Source organism: Streptomyces sp. NPDC088745 (assembly GCF_044751045.1).
In the GTDB taxonomy this organism is placed as follows: domain Bacteria; phylum Actinomycetota; class Actinomycetes; order Streptomycetales; family Streptomycetaceae; genus Streptomyces; species Streptomyces cremeus.
In genome coordinates this window covers 417473-438376 of sequence record NZ_JBIVLB010000003.1, presented here as the reverse complement: position 1 = coordinate 438376, position 20904 = coordinate 417473, and the positions used below count along the sequence as shown (strand labels likewise).

22 protein-coding genes are annotated in these 20904 nt (G+C 72.7%); 8 read left to right on the top strand and 14 right to left on the bottom strand.

The features are described from left to right. Positions 1 to 6 precede the first annotated feature (6 nt). On the top strand, positions 7 to 909 hold the full coding sequence (locus ACIP93_RS11245; RefSeq protein WP_401757534.1) for a deoxyribonuclease IV: 903 nt from the start codon (positions 7 to 9) through the stop codon (positions 907 to 909). A gap of 88 nt (positions 910 to 997) precedes the next feature. Further along, positions 998 to 1531 carry a DUF4396 domain-containing protein gene (locus ACIP93_RS11240; protein WP_401757532.1) on the top strand — a complete coding sequence of 178 codons (534 nt, stop codon included), beginning with the start codon at positions 998 to 1000 and terminating at the stop codon, positions 1529 to 1531. 29 nt (positions 1532 to 1560) lie between these two features. Here the strand turns inward: ACIP93_RS11240 and ACIP93_RS11235 are convergent, their stop codons facing one another. Next, positions 1561 to 2193: a sulfite oxidase-like oxidoreductase gene (locus ACIP93_RS11235; RefSeq protein ID WP_401757530.1), complete on the bottom strand. Its 633-nt coding sequence runs from the start codon at positions 2191 to 2193 to the stop codon at positions 1561 to 1563. 155 nt (positions 2194 to 2348) lie between these two features. Here ACIP93_RS11235 and bfr point away from each other — a divergent pair, with 155 nt between their 5' ends. After that, positions 2349 to 2831 carry a bacterioferritin gene (gene bfr / locus ACIP93_RS11230; RefSeq protein WP_345223716.1) on the top strand — a complete coding sequence of 161 codons (483 nt, stop codon included), beginning with the start codon at positions 2349 to 2351 and terminating at the stop codon, positions 2829 to 2831. A gap of 17 nt (positions 2832 to 2848) precedes the next feature. Here the strand turns inward: bfr and ACIP93_RS11225 are convergent, their stop codons facing one another. Beyond that, positions 2849 to 3094: a (2Fe-2S)-binding protein gene (locus ACIP93_RS11225; RefSeq protein WP_345223714.1), complete on the bottom strand. Its 246-nt coding sequence runs from the start codon at positions 3092 to 3094 to the stop codon at positions 2849 to 2851. Between the two features lie 151 nt (positions 3095 to 3245). After that, positions 3246 to 4598 (bottom strand): class II 3-deoxy-7-phosphoheptulonate synthase, encoded by a 1353-nt coding sequence (locus tag ACIP93_RS11220; protein ID WP_345223712.1) that lies wholly within the window; start codon positions 4596 to 4598, stop codon positions 3246 to 3248. A 92-nt stretch (positions 4599 to 4690) separates the two neighbouring features. On the opposite strand from ACIP93_RS11220, the gene ACIP93_RS11215 reads away from it, so the two are divergent. Continuing rightward, a complete protein-coding gene (locus tag ACIP93_RS11215; RefSeq protein WP_380837077.1) occupies positions 4691 to 4753 on the top strand; it encodes a trp operon leader peptide in 63 nt (20 codons plus the stop codon). A 100-nt stretch (positions 4754 to 4853) separates the two neighbouring features. Then, the gene (locus ACIP93_RS11210) at positions 4854 to 6746 is read left to right on the top strand and encodes an anthranilate synthase family protein (protein WP_401757527.1); all 1893 of its coding nucleotides are present in this window, start codon (positions 4854 to 4856) and stop codon (positions 6744 to 6746) included. 7 nt (positions 6747 to 6753) lie between these two features. On the opposite strand, the gene ACIP93_RS11205 is transcribed toward ACIP93_RS11210, so the two are convergent. The 5 genes from ACIP93_RS11205 to ACIP93_RS11185 all read right to left on the bottom strand — a co-directional run bounded on the left by ACIP93_RS11205 (position 6754) and on the right by ACIP93_RS11185 (position 11764). Further along, complete coding sequence (locus tag ACIP93_RS11205) at positions 6754 to 7749, bottom strand: 2-hydroxyacid dehydrogenase (protein ID WP_401757525.1); 996 nt, start codon at positions 7747 to 7749, stop codon at positions 6754 to 6756. 83 nt (positions 7750 to 7832) lie between these two features. Then, positions 7833 to 8867: a 6-phosphofructokinase gene (locus ACIP93_RS11200; protein WP_401757523.1), complete on the bottom strand. Its 1035-nt coding sequence runs from the start codon at positions 8865 to 8867 to the stop codon at positions 7833 to 7835. 96 nt (positions 8868 to 8963) lie between these two features. Next, complete coding sequence (locus tag ACIP93_RS11195; protein ID WP_401757942.1) at positions 8964 to 9656, bottom strand: response regulator; 693 nt, start codon at positions 9654 to 9656, stop codon at positions 8964 to 8966. Positions 9657 to 9673: 17 nt separating this feature from the next. Continuing rightward, on the bottom strand, positions 9674 to 10897 hold the full coding sequence (gene macS / locus ACIP93_RS11190) for a MacS family sensor histidine kinase (protein ID WP_401757521.1): 1224 nt from the start codon (positions 10895 to 10897) through the stop codon (positions 9674 to 9676). Between the two features lie 81 nt (positions 10898 to 10978). Continuing rightward, entirely contained in the window at positions 10979 to 11764 is a 786-nt protein-coding gene (locus ACIP93_RS11185; protein WP_401757940.1) for a lysophospholipid acyltransferase family protein, read from the bottom strand. 256 nt (positions 11765 to 12020) lie between these two features. Between ACIP93_RS11185 and ACIP93_RS11180 the strand changes: the two genes are divergently transcribed. Together ACIP93_RS11180 and ACIP93_RS11175 are read left to right on the top strand one after the other, a co-directional pair. Beyond that, entirely contained in the window at positions 12021 to 12800 is a 780-nt protein-coding gene (locus ACIP93_RS11180; RefSeq protein ID WP_345223699.1) for an alpha/beta fold hydrolase, read from the top strand. Beyond that, positions 12793 to 13413, top strand: coding sequence for a hypothetical protein (locus ACIP93_RS11175; protein ID WP_401757519.1), 621 nt, complete (start codon positions 12793 to 12795; stop codon positions 13411 to 13413). The genes ACIP93_RS11180 and ACIP93_RS11175 overlap by 8 nt, the downstream gene beginning before the upstream one ends. Before the next feature lie 197 nt (positions 13414 to 13610). Here ACIP93_RS11175 and ACIP93_RS11170 read toward each other — a convergent pair whose 3' ends face one another. The 6 genes from ACIP93_RS11170 to ACIP93_RS11145 form a co-directional block, all read right to left on the bottom strand. Then, positions 13611 to 14354: an endonuclease/exonuclease/phosphatase family protein gene (locus ACIP93_RS11170; protein ID WP_401757517.1), complete on the bottom strand. Its 744-nt coding sequence runs from the start codon at positions 14352 to 14354 to the stop codon at positions 13611 to 13613. A gap of 75 nt (positions 14355 to 14429) precedes the next feature. Then, positions 14430 to 15371, bottom strand: coding sequence for an ROK family glucokinase (locus tag ACIP93_RS11165; protein WP_345223698.1), 942 nt, complete (start codon positions 15369 to 15371; stop codon positions 14430 to 14432). A gap of 77 nt (positions 15372 to 15448) precedes the next feature. Further along, a complete protein-coding gene (locus ACIP93_RS11160) occupies positions 15449 to 15958 on the bottom strand; it encodes a DUF5304 domain-containing protein (protein ID WP_345223697.1) in 510 nt (169 codons plus the stop codon). A gap of 106 nt (positions 15959 to 16064) precedes the next feature. After that, the gene (locus tag ACIP93_RS11155; protein ID WP_345226533.1) at positions 16065 to 17261 is read right to left on the bottom strand and encodes an ArsA-related P-loop ATPase; all 1197 of its coding nucleotides are present in this window, start codon (positions 17259 to 17261) and stop codon (positions 16065 to 16067) included. Positions 17262 to 17416: 155 nt separating this feature from the next. Continuing rightward, the gene (locus ACIP93_RS11150; protein ID WP_345223696.1) at positions 17417 to 17863 is read right to left on the bottom strand and encodes an SRPBCC family protein; all 447 of its coding nucleotides are present in this window, start codon (positions 17861 to 17863) and stop codon (positions 17417 to 17419) included. A gap of 77 nt (positions 17864 to 17940) precedes the next feature. Then, entirely contained in the window at positions 17941 to 18717 is a 777-nt protein-coding gene (locus ACIP93_RS11145) for a metallophosphoesterase (protein ID WP_345223694.1), read from the bottom strand. Between the two features lie 300 nt (positions 18718 to 19017). Here ACIP93_RS11145 and ACIP93_RS11140 point away from each other — a divergent pair, with 300 nt between their 5' ends. Next, positions 19018 to 20847, top strand: a complete 1830-nt coding sequence (locus ACIP93_RS11140) for an AMP-dependent synthetase/ligase (RefSeq protein ID WP_401757514.1) — start codon at positions 19018 to 19020, stop codon at positions 20845 to 20847. Positions 20848 to 20904 lie beyond the last annotated feature (57 nt).

Below are 20904 nucleotides of genomic sequence, written 5' to 3'. Positions count from 1 at the left end.
ACGGCGATGAGCACCGCAGACACCCCCTCCCCGTTCCCCGCCGGCCCCCCGGCCTCCCGCAATCCGGTCGGCGGCCACGTCCCGGTCGCCGGCGGACTCGCCTCCACCGGCCTGCCGTACGCCCGCGCGATGGGCGCGGAGGCCGTGCAGGTCTTCGTGGCCAACCCGCGCGGCTGGGCGACCCCGGCCGGGAATCCGGCGCAGGACGAGCTGTTCCGGGCGGCCTGCGCCGCCGAGCGCATACCGGCGTACGTCCACGCCCCGTACCTGATCAACTTCGGCTCGCACACCGAGGCCACCGTCGAGAGGTCCGTGGAGTCGCTGCGGCACTCGCTGCGCCGGGCCCGGGCGATCGGCGCGCTGGGCGTCGTCGTGCACACCGGCTCGGCGACCGGCGGCCGCCCCCGCGAGGTCGCCCTCGCGCAGGTGCGCGCGCGCCTGCTGCCGCTGCTGGAGGAGCTGACCCACGACGACGACCCGTGCCTCCTGCTGGAGTCGACGGCCGGGCAGGGTTTCTCGCTGTGCTCGCGGACCTGGGACTTCGGCCCGTACTTCGACGCCCTGGACCGCCATCCGAAGCTGGGCGTCTGCCTGGACACCTGCCACATCTTCGCGGCCGGCCACGACCTGGCCGGCCCCGGCGGCATGAAGCAGACGCTGGACCTGCTGGTGGACACCGTCGGCGAGGGCCGTCTGAAGCTGATCCACGCCAACGACTCCAAGGACGTCACGGGCGCGCACAAGGACCGGCACGAGAACATCGGCGCCGGTCACATCGGCGAGGAGCCGTTCCGGGAGCTGTTCTCGCACCCGGCGACGGAGGGCGTGCCGCTGGTCATCGAGACACCGGGCGGCAAGGAGGGGCACGCGGCGGACGTGGCGCGGCTGAAGGAGCTGCGCGCGTTCTGAGGGAGTTCCGAGAGCCTTGAGGAATACCCCAGGGGGGTATACGGTTCCTGTCGTCGACAGGGACCGCTACCTGACTTGGGGGCACACCGTGCAGCACCACGAGGCACACGTTCACGGGGAGCACGCGCAGCACGAGGGGCACCCGCCGACGCCCCCGCACGCCCACCACAGCACCGCCGGCGGCACGGTCACCTGGCGCGCCGCCGCGCAGGCCACCCTGCACTGCCTCACCGGATGCGCCATCGGCGAAGTGCTCGGAATGGTGATCGGCACCGCCCTCGGCTGGGGCAACGCGGCGACGATGGTCCTGGCCGTCGCGCTGGCCTTCTTCTTCGGTTACGCGCTGACCCTGCGCGGCATCCTCAAGGCGGGCGTCGGCTTCGGCGCGGCCTTCAAGGTCGCCCTCGCCGCGGACACCCTGTCGATCACGGTGATGGAGCTGGTCGACAACGGGGTGCTCGCCCTGTGGCCGGGCGCGATGGACGCCCACCTGACGGACGGGCTGTTCTGGGGAGTGCTGGCGATCGCCTTCGCGGCGGCCTTCGCGGTCACCACCCCGGTGAACAAGTGGCTGATCGGGCGCGGCAAGGGGCACGCGGTGGTGCACCGCCACCACCGCTGAGACACCGCGCGGCACACGGCGGCCCCGGGCTACAGCTCGGGGCCGTCCCCCGGTTCCTCCTGGTAGGAGTAGCGCTGCTCGCGCCAGGGGTCGCCGATGTTGTGGTAGCCGCGCTCCTCCCAGAAGCCGCGGCGGTCGGCGGTCATGTACTCGATGCCGCGGACCCACTTGGGGCCCTTCCAGGCGTACAGGTGCGGCACCACCAGGCGCAGCGGGAAGCCGTGTTCGGCGGTGAGCAGGTCGTCGCCCTTGTGCGTGGCGAAGATGGTGCGCTCGTCCGTGAAGTCCTTGATGCGGATGTTGGCGCTGTAGCCGTACTCGGCCCACACCATGACGTGCGTGACACCGGGGGCCGGCGGTGCGAGGTCCAGGACCGTTCGGGCGGCGACACCACCCCATTCGGCCCCCAGCATGCTGAATTTCGTCACGCAGTGGAGATCGGCGACCACGGTGTCGAAGGGCAGGGCCGAGAACTCCTCGTGGTTCCAGCAGTGTTTCCCGCCGTCCGCCGTCGCGCCGAAGACGCGGAATTCCCAGCGGTCGGGCTTGAACTTGGGGACGGGCCCGTAGTGGGTGACCGGCCAGCCGCGCTGCAGCCGCTGTCCCGGCGGAAGCTCGGAGTGCTCGATGTCGCGGTATTCCCGGCTTTCCGGCTGACCCATGTCTTCCATGGTGACAGACGGCGCGGGGTGGTCATGACCGGGTCTGGCCCGATTCGGGCAACTCCTACTAAGGAGGCACTTACTGGACGGCTTCCGAGATGCGGTGCGAGGATGCGCGCAATCTGCCCGGTCACCCCCCTGGAAGGAGCCCAGCGATGCAGGGCGACCCCGAGGTCATCGAATTTCTCAACGAGCAGCTGACCGCCGAACTGACGGCGATCAACCAGTACTTCCTCCACGCGAAGATGCAGGACAACTTCGGCTGGACCAAGCTCGCGAAGTACACGCGCGCCGAGTCCTTCGACGAGATGAAGCACGCGGAGATCCTGACCGACCGCATTCTCTTCCTGGACGGCCTGCCCAATTACCAGCGCCTCTTCCACGTCCGGATCGGCCAGACGGTCACCGAGATGTTCCAGGCGGACCGGCAGATCGAGGTCGAGGCGATCGACCGGCTGAAGCGCGGCGCGGAGGTCATGCGGGCCAAGGGCGACATCACCTCGGCCAAACTCTTCGAGGACATCCTCGCGGACGAGGAGCACCACATCGACTACCTGGACACGCAGCTCGCGCTGGTGGAGAAGCTCGGCGAGCCGCTCTACATCGCCCAACTGATCGAGCAGCCCAGCGAGGCGTGAGCCACGCCCGAGCGGGCCTAGGCGGCCTCGTCCAGGGCGATCGTCTCCGGCTGGTCGGCGACGGCCGACAGGTCGTGCCGGGCGATCAGCTCGCGGCGCGGGCAGGCTCCCCGGCCCAGCAGGCCCTGGATCGTCCGGACGCAGTTGCCGCAGTCCGTGCCCGCCTTGGTGACGGAGGCGATCTGGCGCGGGGTGCAGGCTCCGGCGGCGGCGTGCGCCTTGATCTGCTGATCGGTCACGCCGAAGCAGGAGCAGACGAACACGCGGACACCTCGATCCCACAGCCAGGCGATTCCTTGGTCAGGTAAACCTAACCTTACCCATCGCGTGGCGCGGGGGAAACCCCCGGTACGCCGGTGGGGCCCGGATCACAAGGATCCGGGCCCCACCGTGCCGTCGGGACGCGCGCAGCACTTACTGCGAGCGGTACATCTCCGCCACCAGGAACGCCAGGTCGAGCGACTGGCTGCGGTTGAGCCGCGGGTCGCAGGCCGTCTCGTAGCGCTGGTGCAGGTCGTCGACGAAGATCTCGTCGCCGCCGCCCACGCACTCGGTGACGTCGTCACCGGTGAGTTCGACGTGGATGCCGCCCGGGTGGGTGCCCAGGCCCTTGTGCACCTCGAAGAAGCCCTTGACCTCGTCCAGGACGTCGTCGAAGCGGCGCGTCTTGTGGCCGGAGGCGGCCTCGAAGGTGTTGCCGTGCATCGGGTCGGTCACCCACGCCACGGTGGCGCCGGACGCGGTGACCTTCTCGACCAGCTCGGGCAGCTTGTCGCGGACCTTGTCGGCGCCCATGCGCACGATGAAGGTCAGCCGGCCGGGCTCGCGGTCCGGGTCCAGCTTGTCGACGTAGCCGAGCGCCTCGTCGACCGTGGTCGTCGGGCCGAGCTTGATGCCGATCGGGTTGCGGATGCGGGAGGCGAACTCGATGTGCGCGCCGTCCATCTGCCGGGTGCGCTCGCCGATCCAGACCATGTGGCCGGACACGTCGTAGAGGTTGCCGGTGCGGGAGTCCACGCGGGTCAGCGCCGACTCGTAGTCCAGCAGCAGCGCCTCGTGGGAGGCGTAGAACTCCACCGTGCGGAACTCGGCCGGGTCGGTGCCGGCGGCCTTCATGAAGTTCAGCGCGTTGTCGATCTCGCGGGCGAGCTGCTCGTAGCGCTGGCCGGACGGCGAGTTCTTCACGAAGTCCTGGTTCCAGGCGTGCACCTGGCGCAGGTCCGCGTAACCGCCGGTGGTGAAGGCGCGCACGAGGTTGAGGGTGGACGCCGAGGCGTTGTACATCCGCTTGAGGCGCTCGGGGTCGGGGACCCGGGCCTCCTCGGTGAAGGCGAAACCGTTCACCGAGTCGCCGCGGTACGTCGGCAGGGTGACGCCGTCGCGGGTCTCCGTGCCCTTGGAGCGCGGCTTGGAGTACTGACCGGCGATCCGGCCCACCTTGACGACGGGCACGGACGCGGCGTACGTCAGCACCGCGCCCATCTGGAGCAGGGTCTTGAGCTTGTTGCGGATGTGGTCGGCGGACACGGCGTCGAACGCCTCCGCGCAGTCGCCGCCCTGGAGCAGGAACGCCTCGCCCTTGGCGACGGCTCCCATCCGGGCGCGCAGCTGGTCGCACTCGCCCGCGAAGACGAGCGGCGGATACGATTCGAGGTCCGCGACAACATCGCGCAGCGCCTCGGCATCGGGGTACTCGGGCTGCTGCGCCGCAGGAAGGTCGCGCCAGGTGTTGCCACCCTTGAGGGTGGTCTTCGCGTTCACGGTCACGCGGCCAGCCTACGGGGTGCGACCGGGTGCTCAGCGCCGCGCTCACAGGCTGAGACGTCGCGTTCACCGATGCGTGGGGTAAGGTGCGGCACATGTTCGCGCAACCGACCCGGAACCAGGACTGGTGGTGGACCGCTCATCCGGCGGCCCACTGAAATTCGCGCGTACATCCACTGACGCAGAGGCCGCCCCAGGAGGGCGGCCCTTCTCGTTTCCCGGCCGTTCCTCCGGCTCCGCACCCGGAAGGAACCCCCGATGTCTCTCTCCGACGCCGTACTGTCCCGTCTCCTCGGCGACGACTGCCCGCCCTTCGCACTGCTGCGCCGCCGCACCCCGGGGCGCGACCGGGACACCGTCGAGGTGCTGATCGGCGCGGTGCACGAGGCCGAGCGGCTCGCGGACCTGCCGGCCGGCGAGGACGGGCGGCCGGTGCTGGCGCTCGTGCCGTTCCGGCAGATCAGGGAGCGCGGCTTCGACGTGCGCGACGACGGGACGCCGCTGAGCGTGCTGGTCGCGGACGAGACGTACGAACTCCCGCTGGAGGACGTGTCGGCGGCGCTTCCCTCGCACCGGGTACGGGTGGAGGACGGCGCCTTCGACGTCGCGGACGCGGAGTACGCGAGGATCGTCCAGCGTGTCGTCGACGCCGAGATCGGGAGCGGCGAGGGGGCGAACTTCGTCATCCGGCGCACCTACACCGGTGTGGTCCCCGGCTTCGGCAGGGCCGACGCGCTGGCGCTGTTCCGGCGGCTGCTGGACGGGGAGCGGGGCGCGTACTGGACGTACGTCGTGCACACGGGCGACCGGGTGCTGGTGGGCGCGAGCCCCGAGGTGCACGTGCGGATGTCCGGCGGGACGGTCGTGATGAACCCGATCAGCGGCACCTACCGCTACCCGGCCGACGGCCCCGCCCCCGACGGCCTGCTGGACTTCCTCGCCGACCCGAAGGAGACCGAGGAGCTGTCGATGGTCGTCGACGAAGAGCTCAAGATGATGTGCACGGTCGGCGACATGGGCGGCGTGGTGGTGGGCCCCCGGCTCAAGGAGATGGCCCACCTCGCGCACACCGAGTACGAGCTGCGCGGGCGCAGTTCGCTGGACGTGCGGGACGTCCTGCGCGAGACGATGTTCGCCGCGACGGTGACCGGCTCGCCCGTGCAGAACGCGTGCCGGGTGATCGAGCGCCACGAGGTCGGCGGGCGCGGGTACTACGCGGGCGCCCTGGCCCTGCTGGGCGTCGACGCGTCCGGGGCGCAGACCCTGGACTCGCCGATCCTGATCCGTACCGCCGACATCGCCCTCGACGGCCGCCTGCGGGTGCCGGTCGGCGCCACGCTCGTACGGCACTCGGACCCGGCGTCGGAGGTGGCCGAGACGCACGCCAAGGCGGCGGGCGTGCTGGCGGCCCTGGGGGTGCGTCCCGGACGCCCCCGGGACGAGTCGGCGCGGCCCCCGCTCGCGGACGACGCCCGGGTGCGGGCGGCGCTGGACGGGCGGCGGGCCGGGCTCTCGCCGTTCTGGCTGCGGATGCAGGAGCGGGAGCGGACGCTCGCGGGACACGCCCTGGTGGTGGACGCGGAGGACACCTTCACGGCGATGCTGGCGCACGTGCTGCGCTCCTCGGGCCTGGAGGTGACCGTGCGGCGCTTCGACGCGCCGGGGCTGCGGGAGGCGGCGCTCGCCCATCCGGGGCCGGTGGTGCTGGGCCCCGGGCCCGGGAACCCGCAGGACGCGGCGGACCCGAAGATGCGGTTCCTGCGGGCGCTCACCGCCGACCTGCTGGGCGGGCACCCGCACGGGGTGCTCGGGGTGTGCCTGGGCCACGAGCTGATCGCGGCGGAGCTGGGGCTGCGGATCGCGCGCAAGGAGGTGCCGCACCAGGGGGCGCAGGAGCGGGTGGTGCTGTTCGGGGTGCCGGAGACGGTCGGGTTCTACAACAGCTTCACCGCGGTGTGCGACGCGGCGGAGGCGGCGGAACTGGCCGCGCACGGGGTGGAGACCGCCCGCAACCACGCCACCGGGGAGCTGCACGCGCTGCGCGGGCCCGGGTTCGCCTCCGTGCAGTTCCACCCGGAGTCGGTGCTCAGCCTGCGCGGGGCGGCGGTGGTGACACGGCTGCTGGCGGCGTTCGTGCCGACCGGGGTGTGAGACCCGCTCAGCCGGCCAGCACGTTGTCGCCGCGACGGCCCGCCAGGAAGTCGCCGACGTTCCGCACGGTCGCCTCGATGATCTGCTCCAGGGCGTCCACCGTGTAGTACGCCTGGTGCGAGGTGACCAGCACGTTGGGGAAGGTGACCAGGCGGGCCAGGGTGTCGTCGGCGACCACCTCCAGGGACTTGTCGAGGAAGAACAGGCCCGCCTCCGCCTCGTACACGTCCAGGCCCACCCCGGCGAAGCGCCCGGCGCGCAGCTCGTCCACGAGGGCCTCGGTGTCGACGAGGCCGCCGCGGCTGGAGTTGACCAGGATCGCGTCGTCCTTCATGGCGCGCAGGGCGCCGGCGTCGATGAGGTGGCGGGTGCCGGGCAGCAGCGGCACGTGCAGGCTGATCAGGTCGGCGGAGGCGAGGAGCTCGTCCTTGTCGACGTACTCCATGCCCAGCGCCACGCACTCCGGGTTCGGCGCCACGTCCCAGCCGAGCAGGCGCATGCCGAAGCCGTGGGCGATCCGGGTGAACGCCTCGCCGATCTTGCCGGTGCCGAGCACGCCCGCGGTGCGGCCGCGCATGTCGCGGCCGAGCAGCCCGTCGAGGCGGAAGTCGAAGTCGCGGGTGCGGGCGGCGGCACGCACCACGCGGCGGTTGACGGCCATCGCGAGGGTCCAGGCGAACTCGGCGACGGAGTGGGGCGAGTAGTACGACACACGGGCGACGGTGAGGCCGAGTCCGCGGGCGACGTCGAGGTCGATGTTGTTGAAGCCGGTGGAGCGCTGGGCGATCATCCGGGTGCCGCCGGCGGCGAGGGTGCGCAGGACGGCGGCGCTCAGGTCGGCGTTGACGCTGGTGCTGATGACCTCGTGCCCGGCGGCGATGGGGGCGGTGTCCTCGGTGAGGAAGACCTTGAGGCAGTGCGCCTCGCCGAGTCCGGCGTCCGTGAAGGCCTTCTCGATCAGCGGCTGCTCGTCGGCCTGCACACCGAATGCCAGAATTTTCACGGAATTCCCCAGTCACGAGAGGCTTTGCGCGGATTCAGCCAATATCTCCGATCCGGGCGGGCCGAGCCACTCGCCGCCGGGCGCTAGCCGAAGAAGACCTCCGCCTCCGCGTACATCTCGGGCGGCACCGTCTTCAGCCTCGCCGTGGCCTCCCCGATCGGCACGCGCACGATGTCCGTGCCCCGCAGCGCCACCATCGTCCCGAAGTCCCCGTCGCGCACCGCGTCCACGGCGTGCAGCCCGAAGCGGGTGGCCAGCCACCGGTCGAAGGCGCTCGGGGTGCCGCCGCGCTGGACGTGTCCCAGCACCGTCGTACGCGCCTCCTTGCCGGTGCGCCTCTCGATCTCCGCGGCCAGCCACTCCCCCACCCCGGAGAGGCGCACGTGCCCGAAGGAGTCCAGGGTGCCGTCCTTGAGCACCGGGTCGCCGTCGCGCGGCATCGCCCCCTCCGCGACGACCACGATGGGGGCGTACGAGGAGCGGAAGCGCGAGGTGATCCAGCCGCACACCTCGTCGACGTCGAAGCGCCGCTCGGGCACCAGGATGACGTTGGCGCCGCCCGCCAGCCCCGCGTGCAGGGCGATCCACCCGGAGTGGCGGCCCATCACCTCCACCACCAGCACCCGCATGTGGGACTCGGCGGTGGTGTGCAGGCGGTCGATGGCCTCGGTGGCGATGGAGACGGCGGTGTCGAAGCCGAAGGTGTAGTCGGTGGCGGAGAGGTCGTTGTCGATGGTCTTGGGCACCCCGACGCACGGGATGCCGTACTCGCCGGACAGCCGGGCGGCGACCCCGAGGGTGTCCTCGCCGCCGATGACGACGAGCGCCTCCACGCCGTGCCGGGCCAGCGTCGCCTCGATCAGGCGCACGCCCTCCTCGCCCTCGGCGAGCGGGTTGGTGCGCGAGGAGCCGAGGATGGTGCCGCCGCGCGGCAGGATGCCGCGCACGGCGGCGATGTCCAGGGTCGTCGTGCGGTGGTCGTCGAGCAGCCCGCGCCAGCCGTCGCGGAAGCCCACGAACGCGTACCCGTAGTCCCGCACGCCCTTGCGGACGGCGGCCCGGATGACCGCGTTGAGCCCGGGGCAGTCGCCGCCCCCGGTCAGAAGCCCCACTCGCATGCCGTGTCCCCCCGCCGCCGCCCGGCCCTGGAACCCACCACGCTAGAGCGGCCCGCCGAGGGCGTCGAGAGTGCGGGGCGGGCCGCCCGGTGCGCCTCAGGAGCCGTCGAGGCCGCGCTCGATGGCGTAGCGCACCAGTTCCACCCGGTTGTGCAGCTGGAGCTTGCCGAGGGTGTTCTGCACGTGGTTCTGCACGGTGCGGTGCGAGATGACCAGGCGCTCCGCGATCTGCTTGTACGACAGCCCCTTGGCGACCAGCCGCAGCACCTCGGTCTCCCGGTCGGTGAGCTGCGGGGCACGCGGCTCGTCCGGGGCGGCCGGCGCCGGGTCGGCGGCCAGCCGGCGGTACTCGCCGAGCACCAGCCCGGCGAGCCCCGGCGTGAACACCGGGTCGCCGGCGGCGGTGCGCGCGACGGCGTCCGTCAGCTCCTCGGCGGACGCCGACTTCAGCAGGTAGCCGGTCGCACCGGACTTCACCGCCTCCAGCACGTCGGCGTGCTCGCCGCTCGCGGAGAGCACCAGGACGCGCAACTGGGGGTCGGCGCCGACCAGCTCGCGGCACACCTGGACGCCCGGCATGCCCGGCAGGTTCAGGTCGAGCACCAGCACCTGCGGCGAGACGGCCTGCGCGCGGCGTACGGCCTGCGGGCCGTCACCGGCGGTGGCGACCACGTCGAACCCGGCGGCGGCCAGGTCGCGGGCGACGGCGTCGCGCCACATGGGGTGGTCGTCGACCACCATCACCCGGACGGACGGCCGCTGTTCCTCCGTCCCCTCCGCCGCCGCCATGTGCCTGACCTGTTCGTTCATCGTTCCGCCTTCCCCCGTGGGACCTTCAGTTCTACTTCCGTGCCCTGTCCGGGCACGGAGACCAGCTCGGCGCTGCCGCCCAGGTCCCGCAGCCGGCCGCGGATCGACAGGGCGACGCCGAGGCGCCCCTCCTCCTCGGCCTGCGCGAGTCTGCCCTCGGGGATGCCGGGGCCGTCGTCCCGTACCGTCACGATCACTTCGTCCGGCTCGTCCTCGACCAGGATCCAGGCCCGGGCGCCCTCGCCCGCGTGCCTGCGCACATTGTCCAGGGCGGCGCCGGCGGCCGCCGCGAGCTCCAGTGCGGCGGCGGGCGCCAGCAGCACCGGCGTGCCGGGCTCGGCGAAGGAGACCGCGGCCCCGGCGTGCGGGGCGAGCAGCGCGCGCAGGTCCACCGGCCCGGCGTCCTCCCGTACGCCGTCGGCGGCGTCCGTCTCCACGACGCGCACCAGCGCCCCCCGGGAGGCCTCGTGCGAGGCCCGCGCGGTGGGCACCAGGCCACTGGAGACGAGGGTGCGCAGGGCGATCTCCTGCTCACCGGCCAGCCGGCCCAGTTCGGCCGCCTCGCCGCCGAGCGCGGTGCCCCGGCGCTGCACCATGGCGAGCACCTGCAGGACGCTGTCGTGGATGTCGCGGGCGAGGCGCTCGCGCTCCCGGGTGGCGGCCTCGATCTCCAGGGCGCGCGCGAGGGTGGCCTCCGAGGCGCGGGCGACCTCCACGACGTAGCCGATGGCGATGGAGGCCACCCACACCAGCAGCACGTTGTGCAGGGTGTCCCGGCTGGGCGTGCCGCGCTCGACCAGGTTGGCGGCGGCCACCAGCGAGGAGGCGGAGGCGGCCCAGCGCCAGCCGCCCTTGATGGCGTACGCGAGGACCGAACCGGCGGTCCATATCGTCGGCAGGGTGGGCCCGTCGACCAGCCGCGCCTCGACGTTGGCGAGCGGGGTGATCAGGATGCCCACGAGGGCGACGGCGAGGTCGACGCCGAGGAAGCCCCCGGTGCAGCCGGCGGCGTTGGCCACCCTGGGGAGCGTGGCGAGCGTCCACACCGCCATCACCGAGAGGTAGGCGACCGCCACCCAGGGGCGCTCGAACTCCTCGCGCGTGAACACGAACAGCAGCACCGCGTAGACCGCCGTGAGCACGCGGTAGCCGGTGAGCGCGCGCCACAGCGGCTGCTCGACCGACATCCGCACGACCCGCGAGCGCTGGGCCTCGGCCATGTTCCCCCACCCCCCGGACGGACGACCTCTGCGAGGACTCTCGCACGGACGACGCCGTCCGGTCCCGGAACGTTCCACCGCCTACGCGGAACGTTCCTCCTGCGCGCTCTTCTCGGCCTTCTGGGCCTTCTCCAGCTCGGCCTGGGCGGCCTTCTGGGCCTTCTCCAGTTCCGCCCTCTCCGCCTTGGCCGCCTTCTCGGCGTCCGCGATCTGGCGCTTGGCGGCGGTCGCGTAGATGTCGACGTACTCCTGGCCGGAGAGCTTCATGATCTCGTACATGACCTCGTCGGTCACCGAGCGCAGGATGAAGCGGTCGCCTTCCATGCCGTGGTAGCGGCTGAAGTCGAGCGGCCTGCCGATGCGGATGCCGGGGCGCATCAGCTTCGGCACCACCTTGCCGGGCGGCTGGATCTTCTCCGTGTCGATCATCGCGACGGGGATCACCGGGGCGCCGGTCGCCAGCGCCACGCGCGCGAGGCCGCCGGGCTTGCCGCGGTAGAGGCGTCCGTCCGGGGAGCGGGTGCCCTCCGGGTAGATGCCGAACAGGCCGCCCTTCTCGACGACCTCGATGCCGGCCCTGATCGCCGCGTCGCCCGCGCCGCGCACACCGGAGCGGTCCACCGGGAGCTGGCCGACGCCCTTGAAGAAGGCGGCGGTGAGCTTGCCCTTGACGCCGGGGGTGGTGAAGTACTCCGCCTTGGCGATGAAGGTGACCTTGCGGTCCAGCACGGCGGGCAGGAAGAAGGAGTCGGAGAACGACAGGTGGTTGCTCGCGAGGATCGCCGGCCCGTCCGCGGGAACGTTCTCCAGGCCCTCCACCCAGGGCCTGAAGGCGAGCTTCAGGGACCCTCCGATGGAGAACTTCATTGCGCCGTAGATCAACGTGTGCCTTCCCTTGTCTGTCGAAAAGACCATAACCCGCCTTTGGCCTGCGCTCTCGTGGGCCGCCCGGACGGCTCTGCCCGGTGGCCCGCGCGTGGCCCGCGGGTGCCCCGTACGGCTGATTCCGCCGTCCGGCCGGAGGGCCGGCGGATCTGGTCGGTGTCAGTCCGGTCGCGTACGGTGAAGTCACCCTCAGTACCCGTTTCGCCGTCCCGTCCTTCCTCACGAACAGGAGACCCCGGTGCCGGTCCTCCCTGGAGCCGAGCCGTTCCACCACGAAGGCGGAGAGGTGGGCGTCCTCCTCTGCCACGGCTTCACCGGTTCCCCCCAGTCGCTGCGCCCCTGGGCCGACCACCTGGCCGAGCGGGGGCTGACGGTGTCGCTGCCGCTGCTGCCGGGCCACGGCACCCGCTGGGAGGACATGCAGGTCACCGGCTGGCAGGACTGGTACGCCGAGGTCGACCGCGAGCTGAACGCGCTGCTGGAGCGGTGCGCGCAGGTCTTCGTCTTCGGCCTGTCCATGGGCGGCGCGCTCACGCTGCGGCTGGCCGCGAAGCACGGCGACGCGATCAGCGGCATCGTCCTGGTGAACCCGGGCAACAAGGTGCACGGCCTGGCCGCGCACGCCCTGCCGGTGGTGCGCCACTTCGTCCGGACGACCAGGGGCGTGTACGACGACATCGCCCTGGAGGGCTCGCACGAGGTGGGCTACACCAGGGTGCCGCTGCACGCCGCGCACTCCCTGCGGGCCTTCTTCCGGCTGGTCGACGGCGAACTGCCGCAGGTCACGCAGCCGTTGTTGCTGCTGCACAGCCCGCAGGACCACGTGGTGCCGCCCGCGGACTCCGCCCGGATCCTCAGCCGGGTGTCGTCCACCGACGTCACCGAGATCCTGCTGGAACAGAGCTACCACGTGGCGACGTTGGACCATGACGCGGAGCGGATCTTCGACGAGAGTCACGCGTTCATCGGCCGCCTCGCTCCGAGCGTCGGCAAGAAGGGGAGCACTGCAGGTGGCTGAACACAACGCGGAGCGCGCGGACCGCGAGGAGGAGCGGGAGCCGGAGGCCGTCACCGGGGGCCGCAAGGACGACGCCGCCACCCCGCTGGACGAGTCCGCCGTCTGGGAGGCGATCGTGGCCGGTTACGGGGACGAGCCGCCGGACCCGCCGGGGGCGAAGCCGTTCAAGTCGGTGGACGACCTGGCGCGGCTGGAGGAAGGGGTGAACGGCGACCGGACCTCCTCCGACGACACGGGGGGCTCCGATCCGGCGGACGTACGGCCGCTGGGCGGCTCGATCACCTTCGCGCCCGGGGTCGGCACGGCCGGGCCGCGGGACTTCGCCCCGGCCGAGGCCGGGGACGACGACCTCGACGCGTCCGACGAGGGGCACTTCGTGCCGCCGGACCCGGAGCTCCCGGAGGCCGACGTCACGTCGAAGTTCGCCTGGCTCGCGGTGATCGGCGGGCCGGTGCTGATGCTGCTGGCGGTGCTGCTGGGGTGGGACATGACCTGGTGGCTCCAGGTCCTGGGGATCGGCGGCTTCCTGGGCGGGTTCGCGACGCTGGTGGGGCGGATGACCCGGGACACGGACGAGGAGGACGAGGACCCGGGGCGGGGCGCGGTGGTCTGACCGGGCAGGGGCCGCGGGCGGGGCGCGGCGGTCCGATCCGGAGCGGGGGCCGGGCACGGGGCCGCCGCCGGGGCCGCGCGCTCAGGTCTCCGCGGGGATGCGGGGGTCGGGCCGCCGCCGGGACGAGGGGGTCACGCCTCCGCCGGGACGCGGGGGCCGGGCCGCCGCCGGGACGCGGGGTCACGCCCCTGCGGCGGTCACGCCTCCGCCGGGACGCGCAGGGCCGCCAGGACCGGCAGGTGGTCCGTCGCCGCGCGGACGTCCGCCGCCGGGAGCGGGGGGACTCCGCAGCCCAGGACCTCCACGCCCGGCGTCGCGAAGATCGCGTCGATGCGCTGGTGCGGGGTGGCCGGTTCGGAGGTGTACTCGCCGCCCCACGGCGCCACCGCCCAGCCGTCCTGGAGCTCGCCCGCGAGGAGCCGGAAGGACCTGCCGTCCGGGCGGTCGTTCAGGTCGCCGCCGGCCACCGCGTGGGTGACGCCCATCCCGGCGAGCTGCTCCAGCAGCAGGCCCGCCTGGGTGAGGCGTTCGTCGCCCTGGAGGCTGAGGTGGCAGCTCAGCACGCCGAGCCGCGCGCCCCCGATGCGTACCACCGCCGTCGCGAAGCCCCGCTGGTGCAGACCCGGAGTGCGCGGGAGGAGGACGTCCTCGGTGCGTTCGACCGTCGCCCGCAGGGAGCACAGCAGCAGCGGGCCCGCCGCCGTGGCACCGCCGCCCAGGACCACCAGGTCGCTGTGGGCGGCCAGCCAGGCGGCCTTCTTGCGCCAGCGGAAGAAGCGCGGGGCCTCCTGGATCAGCACCAGGTCCGGTGCACAGGCCCGGATCACCCGGGCCAGCGCCCGGCGGTCGTCGCGCATGGAGCGGATGTTGTAGCTCAGCACGCGGACGACGGCCGAGCCGTCGGGCTCCGTACGGGACGGGGGCAGGGGGTCGGTCGCCATGCGGGCCAACATAGACCGGTGCCCGCCGTGTCCTGAAGAGGACGCGGCGGGCACCGGACGCACGATCGGCCGGGCTCAGCCCTGCCGGGCCAGGTCCGCCGCGCCGACCAGACCGGCCTTGTTGCCGAGCTGGGCCGCCAGCACCTGGGCGTGCGGCCGCCACTGGCCGCCGATCAGCCAGCGGCGGAAGGACTTGCGGATGGGGTCCAGGACCAGTTCGCCCTCGTCGGAGACGCCGCCGCCGACGATGAACGCGGAGGGGTCGAAGAGGGAGGCCAGGTCGGCCAGGCCCGCGCCCGCCCAGCGGGCCAGCTCGCGGAAGGAGTCCACCGCGACCGGGTCGCCCTGCCGGGCGGCGGCGCTGACGTGCTTGCCCTCGATGCCGTCGATCGTGCCGTCGCCGAGGGCGAGCAGGATCTCGGCGTTCTCGGGGGTGGCGTTGGCGCGCTGCCGGGCGTAGCGCACCAGGGCGCGCCCGGAGGCGTACTGCTCCCAGCAGCCCTGGCTGCCGCAGCCGCACAGCAGGCCGTCCGGCACGACCCGGATGTGGCCGAACTCGGCGGCCACGCCGAAGCGGCCGCGCCGGAGCTTGTTGCCGATGATGATGCCGCCGCCGAGGCCGGTGCCCAGCGTGATGCAGATGACGTCGTCGTGGCCCTTGCCCGCGCCGAAGCGGTACTCGCCCCAGGCGGCCGCGTTGGCGTCGTTCTCGACGACGACCGGCAGGCCGACGCGCTGCTCGACCTTGTCCTTGAGCGGCTCGTGGCGCCAGTTGATGTTCGGGGCGAAGAGCACGGTGGCGCGCTTGTCGTCCACGTATCCGGCCGCGCCGATGCCGACGGCCTCGATCTGGTGGTTCTTGCTGACCTCGGAGACCGCGGCAGAGATCGCGTCGACCATGTCCTCGGGCGTCTGCGGCGTCTTCACCTTGTACGTCTCGAGGATCGTTCCCTCTTCGTCGACCACTCCGGCCGCGATCTTCGTGCCGCCGATGTCGACGCCGATGGTGAGTCCCATGAGTCCCTCAGGTCTAGGTCGAACCCTGCGCGGAGCCGGAGACAGGCCCCTGTGGCCACCGTACCCGAGGAGGGGTCTCAGTCGAGGTCGATGCGTTCACCTGTTGAACGCTCGTCGGGGTCGTCCGGCCCGGACTGCGGGGATGTGGGCGATTTGTCCGTGCTGTTGGGGGTCTTCGCGGTATCCGCTGCGTTTTGGGTCCAGCGCTGCTCGTGCCCGGCGACGGCGGACCGGTAGGCGGCGAGAAGTTCGTTGCCTGCCGCAGCCAGATGGTCGAAGACCTGCGGATTGCGCTCCACGACCGGCTCGACCACTGCCTTCGCCTGCTGAACGAACTGGCTCGCCACCTGCTGGGCGGCCGCCCCCAGCAGCGGCGACTGGAGCGAGGAGACCTTCTCCGCGACCGCGCCCATCAGCCTGCGCAGCTCCTCGGCGGCGGACCCGGCCTGCGGTCCGTACTGCGCGCGGCGGCGGGCCCGCTCGGCGGCGAGGTCCTCCTCGCACGCGGCCGCCCAGGCGTCGTCGTCGTAGGAGGCCGAAGCAGCGGACGCACGGGACTCGTCGGGGCGGTCGGTGGCTTCGCTCATGGCGCACTCCTGCGAGGCGGGGCGGGAAACGGCTCGGTACGCCATCGACGTTACCCGAACAGCGGTACGCCGTTCAGGGCCCCGTCATCCCCCGCCGGGCGGTGTTTCAGCGCCCCCGCGGCCACAGCCCGGGGTCCGGGGCGAAGCGCACCCGCAGCACCCCGTCGGCGAGCGCGGCACCGGACACGGTGCACCGGCGCAGCGCGGACGGCAGCGGCAGCAGCCGCCGGAACGGGCCGACGGTGAGCACCAGTTCGTCCCCCCGGCGCAGGAGTCCCAGCTCCCGTTTCGTGGCGCCCGGCAGCGGCAGGTGCCACACCAGCACGCCGTCCTCGGCCAGCCGGTCCTCCACCACGTGCGCGGGGGCGGCGGCCGCCGGGACCGGAGCGTGCGCGAGGAGCGCCAGGTCCGGTGCGCCCCGCGGCGCGCGTCCCAGGTGCGGCAGCTCGTGCACCTCGAAGGGGTGGGCGTTCTCGTGCACCTCCTTGAGGTGCGTCTGCTGCTGTGCCGAGAGGGCGGCCAGCCAGGGGTCCGGAGAGGCGGTGGGCAGCACCCGGTTGGCGACGACCGCGTCCAGGGGCAGCGCGTGCAGCGCGAGCCCGAGGCGTGCGGTGCGCAGTCCCTCGGCGGCCCCCGGCCCGGGCTCCACGACCAGGCGCACCGACAGGGCGGGGCTCTCCAGCAGGGCCTGGACGGCGGCGAGTTCGGCATCCCAGCGGGCGGTGGCCTCGTACAGCCACTGCGCGGGCATCGGCACCCCGGCGAGCTGCGCCAGCATCGGCCGCAGGGAGCGCGCCGCCTGCCGCTCGGGCGGCAGCAGCCGCCGCAGGTAACGGCGCAGCCGGGCGGGGAGCGCGAGCGCGGCCAGGGCGCTGTGCGTGGGGGGCATGTCGACGACGACCAGGTCGTACGAGGCGGACTCGGCCGCCGCGGCGCGCAGGGCCCGCAGCAGGGCGAAGGGTTCGCTGCCGGGGAGTTCGGTGAGTTCGTCGGCGTCCAGCGGGGAGGCGCCGAGCAGGTCCAGGGCGGTGGCCGCGCGCTCCTGGAGGGCGACCAGTTCCCGGCGGAAGTCGTCGGCGGCGTCGACGCGGGCGACCAGCAGTCCCGGCGCGGCCTCCAGGGGCGCGTGCGGACCGGCGGGTATCGCCCCGGCGTCCAGTCCCAGGGCCGCGCCGAGGGTGTCGTCCCGGTCGGTGCCCAGCAGCAGCACGCGCGCACCGGCGCCGGCGGCCGCGAGGGCGGTCGCGGCGGCGACGGTGGTGCGGCCCGCACCGCCGGCCCCGGTGACCAGGACCAGGCGCACCGCACCGGCCCCCGCCGGACGCACCTCGTCCGCGTCCGCACCCGCACCGGCACCGGCACCCACCGGTACCTCGCGTGCCGCGTCCACGTCCGTGTCTGCGTCCGCGTCGTCCCTGCCCGCCGTGCTCACCCTCGTGCCCCCCCGTGTTCCGCGCGTCAGGCCCGGGGGCCGGACTCCACGCGCTTCTTCAGGCCGGCCAGGGCGCGGTCGATGATGACCTTCTCGGCCTTGCGCTTGATCATGCCGAGCATGGGGATCTTGACGTCGACGGTGAGCCGGTAGGTGACCTCGGTGGCGCCGTTCGCGGCGGGCGCGAGGTGGTAGGAGCCGTCGAGCGAGCGCAGCATCTGCGACTTGACCAGGGTCCAGCTCACCTCGTTGTCGCCCGTCCAGGTGTAGGCGAGGGTGTGGTCGTCCTTGATGGCGCCGGCGTCGAGCACCAGGCGGACCTTCTCGGCGCGGCCGCGGTCGTCGGTGGCCAGCACCTCGGCCTCCTTCACCTCGCCCGTCCAGTCGGGGTAGCGGCCGAAGTCCGCGATCACACCCATGACGTCGGCCGGCGCCGCCTCGATGGTGATGCTAGAGCTGGTGTGTTCCGCCATCGCGATGGCTCCTCACGGTCCGGACTGGGGCTGGCTGACTGGTGCGTGCGGTGTGAAGGCTATCGCGGCCCGCTCCTTCACCACTCCAGCACCCAGGGCCGCCCCGTGGACGCGAAGTGCCCGACGTTCACGCACTCGGTGGCCCCGATCCGCATCCGGGCGGACAGCGGCTGGTGCACGTGGCCGAAGAGGGAGTACCGGGGGCGGGTCCTGCGGATGGCGTCCAGCAGGGCGCGGCTGCCGCGCTCGAAACGCCGCGCCACCGTGTCGTACACCAGGTCCGGGACCTCGGGCGGGATGTGCGAGCACAGCACGTCGACCTCGCCGAGCGCCTCGACCTTGGCCGCGTACTCCTCGTCGCTGATCTCGAACGGCGTGTTCATGGGGGTCCGCAGCCCGCCGCCGACGAAGCCGAAGACCAGGCCGCCGAGCTCGACGCGCTCGCCGTCCAGGACGGTGGTGCCGGGACTGACGGTGCCCTCGCCCGCGTACTCCGGCCACAGCGACGGCATGTCGACGTTCCCGTACGTGGCGTAGGTGGGCGCGGGGAAGGCGGCGAAGAGCTCGGCGTACTGCCTGCGCACCGCGGCCAGGGTGGCGGCCTCGCGGTCGATGCCCGCCCACAGGCCCCGGCTGAACTCGCGGGCCTCCTCGAAGCGGCGGGCAGTGCGCAGCTCGACGATGCGGTCGGCGTTCGCGGTGCCGAAGAGGTCGGGGAAGATGCCGCGCGAGTGGTCGGCGTAGTCGAGGAAGAGCACGAGGTCGCCGAGGCAGACCAGGGCGTCCGCGCCGTCGCCCGCCCGGGCCAGGGCCTGGGCGTTCCCGTGCACGTCGCTGACCACATGAACTCGCATGCCGGTCAGCCTAGAACCCGGTCCGGCCGCTGAGTAGGGCCGGTCCGCGCCCGGTCGCACGGGCCGGACCTGCGGTTACTTCCGAGTCGCCCGAAGGGTGGACTACTGTGCGCGAAGGACCGGCCGAAGAGTGTGACGCACCGTACATCTGGCCGGGAACCCCTATCGGGAACCGAGTACTGGTGGGTAACGTCCGGGCAGTCCAGTCGTGCTCATCCCCCACTGAGCACCTGCCCGACCTTGGACCGCAGCCGGCGACACGCTGACGTGGCGACCGGTGCCTGATGAGGAGCAGCAGTCTTGCGCGAGTTCAGCCTTCCGGCCCTGTACGAGGTCCCCTCGGACGGCAATCTGACGGATCTCATCCGCCGCAACGCCGCTCAGCACCCCCACACCGCGGTCATGGGCCGCAAGGTCGCGGGAACTCCAGGAACTCCAGGAACATGGACGGACGTGACCGCCACCCAGTTCCTGGCCGAGGTGCGGGCCGCCGCGAAGGGGCTGATCGCCGCGGGCGTGGAGCCGGGCGACCGGGTCGGCCTGATGTCGCGCACCCGTTACGAGTGGGTGCAGTTGGACTTCGCGATCTGGAGCGCGGGCGCGGTCACCGTGCCGGTCTACGAGACCAGCTCCGCCGAGCAGGTGCAGTGGATCCTGGGCGACTCCGGGGCCGTCGCCGTGCTGGTGGAGGGCGAGGCGCACGCGGCGGCCGTGGAGTCCGTGCGCGAGCGGCTGCCCGCCCTCAAGCAGGTCTGGCAGATCGAGGCGGGGGCGGGCGCCGCGGGCGCGATCGAGCAGTTGACCGCGCTCGGCTCGGACGTTCCGGACGAGACGGTCGACGAGCGCAGCGCCGTCGCGGGCGCCGACGACCCGGCCACCATCGTCTACACCTCGGGCACCACCGGCCGCCCCAAGGGCTGTGTGCTGACCCACCGCAGCTTCTTCGCGGAGTGCGGCAACGTGGTGGAGCGCCTCAAGCCGCTGTTCCGCACGGGCGAGTGCTCGGTGCTGCTGTTCCTGCCCGCCGCGCACGTCTTCGGCCGGCTGGTGGAGGTCGCGTCGGTGATGGCGCCGATCAAGCTCGGCTGCGTACCGGACATCAAGAACCTCACCGACGAGCTCGCGGCCTTCCGGCCGACGCTGATCCTCGGGGTGCCGAGGGTCTTCGAGAAGGTCTACAACTCGGCGCGCGCCAAGGCGCAGGCCGACGGCAAGGGCAAGATCTTCGACAGGGCCGCCGACACCGCGATCGCGTACAGCCGGGCGCTCGGCACCCCCCAGGGTCCCTCGCTCGGCCTGCGGCTCAAGCACAAGGTCTTCGACAAGCTGGTCTACGGCAAGCTGCGCGCGGTGCTCGGCGGGCGGTGCGAGTTCGCGATCTCCGGCGGCGCCCCGCTCGGTGAGCGCCTGGGCCACTTCTTCAGCGGCATCGGGTTCAAGGTCCTGGAGGGCTACGGGCTCACCGAGTCCTGCGCGGCGACGGCGTTCAACCCGTACGACCGGCCGAAGATCGGCACCGTCGGCCAGCCGCTGCCGGGCTCGGTGGTGCGGATCGCCGACGACGGCGAGGTGCTGCTGCACGGCGAGCACGTCTTCCAGGGGTACTGGAACAACCCCGCCGCGACCGCCGAGGCGCTGACCGACGGCTGGTTCCACACCGGTGACATCGGCACCCTCGACGAGGACGGCTACCTCGCGATCACCGGCCGCAAGAAGGAGATCATCGTGACGGCCGGCGGCAAGAACGTCGCCCCCGCCGTCATCGAGGACCGCATCCGGGCGCACGCGCTGATCGCGGAGTGCATGGTGGTCGGCGACGGCCGCCCGTTCGTGGGCGCGCTGGTCACCATCGACGAGGAGTTCCTCGGCCGGTGGGCCGTCGAGCACGGCAAGCCCGCGGACTCCACCGCCGTCTCGCTGCGCGACGACGCGGACCTGCTGGCCACCGTGCAGCGGGCGGTGGACGACGGGAACGCGGCGGTCTCCAAGGCGGAGTCGGTGCGCAAGTTCCGCATCCTGCCGGCCCAGTTCACCGAGGAGGCGGGCCACATCACGCCGTCGCTGAAGCTGAAGCGCAACGTGGTGGCGAAGGACTTCGCGGACGAGATCGAGGCGATCTACGGCGCGTAGGCGAGCGCGTGGCGCGAGGGGCGGCCTCCCGGAGGCCGCCCCTCGCGTCGTTCCCGT

Bases quoted from the DNA above. Each gene is read 5' to 3' on its own strand.
- ACIP93_RS11245 (WP_401757534.1), top strand. From the start codon at position 7: ATGAGCACCGCAGACACCCCCTCCCCGTTCCCCGCCGGCCCCCCGGCC.
- ACIP93_RS11235 (WP_401757530.1), bottom strand. From the start codon at position 2,193: ATGGGTCAGCCGGAAAGCCGGGAATACCGCGACATCGAGCACTCCGAG.
- bfr (WP_345223716.1), top strand. From the start codon at position 2,349: ATGCAGGGCGACCCCGAGGTCATCGAATTTCTCAACGAGCAGCTGACC.
- ACIP93_RS11210 (WP_401757527.1), top strand. From the start codon at position 4,854: ATGTCTCTCTCCGACGCCGTACTGTCCCGTCTCCTCGGCGACGACTGC.
- ACIP93_RS11200 (WP_401757523.1), bottom strand. From the start codon at position 8,867: ATGCGAGTGGGGCTTCTGACCGGGGGCGGCGACTGCCCCGGGCTCAAC.
- ACIP93_RS11195 (WP_401757942.1), bottom strand. From the start codon at position 9,656: ATGGCGGCGGCGGAGGGGACGGAGGAACAGCGGCCGTCCGTCCGGGTG.
- macS (WP_401757521.1), bottom strand. From the start codon at position 10,897: ATGGCCGAGGCCCAGCGCTCGCGGGTCGTGCGGATGTCGGTCGAGCAG.
- ACIP93_RS11185 (WP_401757940.1), bottom strand. From the start codon at position 11,764: ATGAAGTTCTCCATCGGAGGGTCCCTGAAGCTCGCCTTCAGGCCCTGG.
- ACIP93_RS11170 (WP_401757517.1), bottom strand. From the start codon at position 14,354: ATGGCGACCGACCCCCTGCCCCCGTCCCGTACGGAGCCCGACGGCTCG.
- ACIP93_RS11165 (WP_345223698.1), bottom strand. From the start codon at position 15,371: ATGGGACTCACCATCGGCGTCGACATCGGCGGCACGAAGATCGCGGCC.
- ACIP93_RS11160 (WP_345223697.1), bottom strand. From the start codon at position 15,958: ATGAGCGAAGCCACCGACCGCCCCGACGAGTCCCGTGCGTCCGCTGCT.
- ACIP93_RS11150 (WP_345223696.1), bottom strand. From the start codon at position 17,863: ATGGCGGAACACACCAGCTCTAGCATCACCATCGAGGCGGCGCCGGCC.
- ACIP93_RS11145 (WP_345223694.1), bottom strand. From the start codon at position 18,717: ATGCGAGTTCATGTGGTCAGCGACGTGCACGGGAACGCCCAGGCCCTG.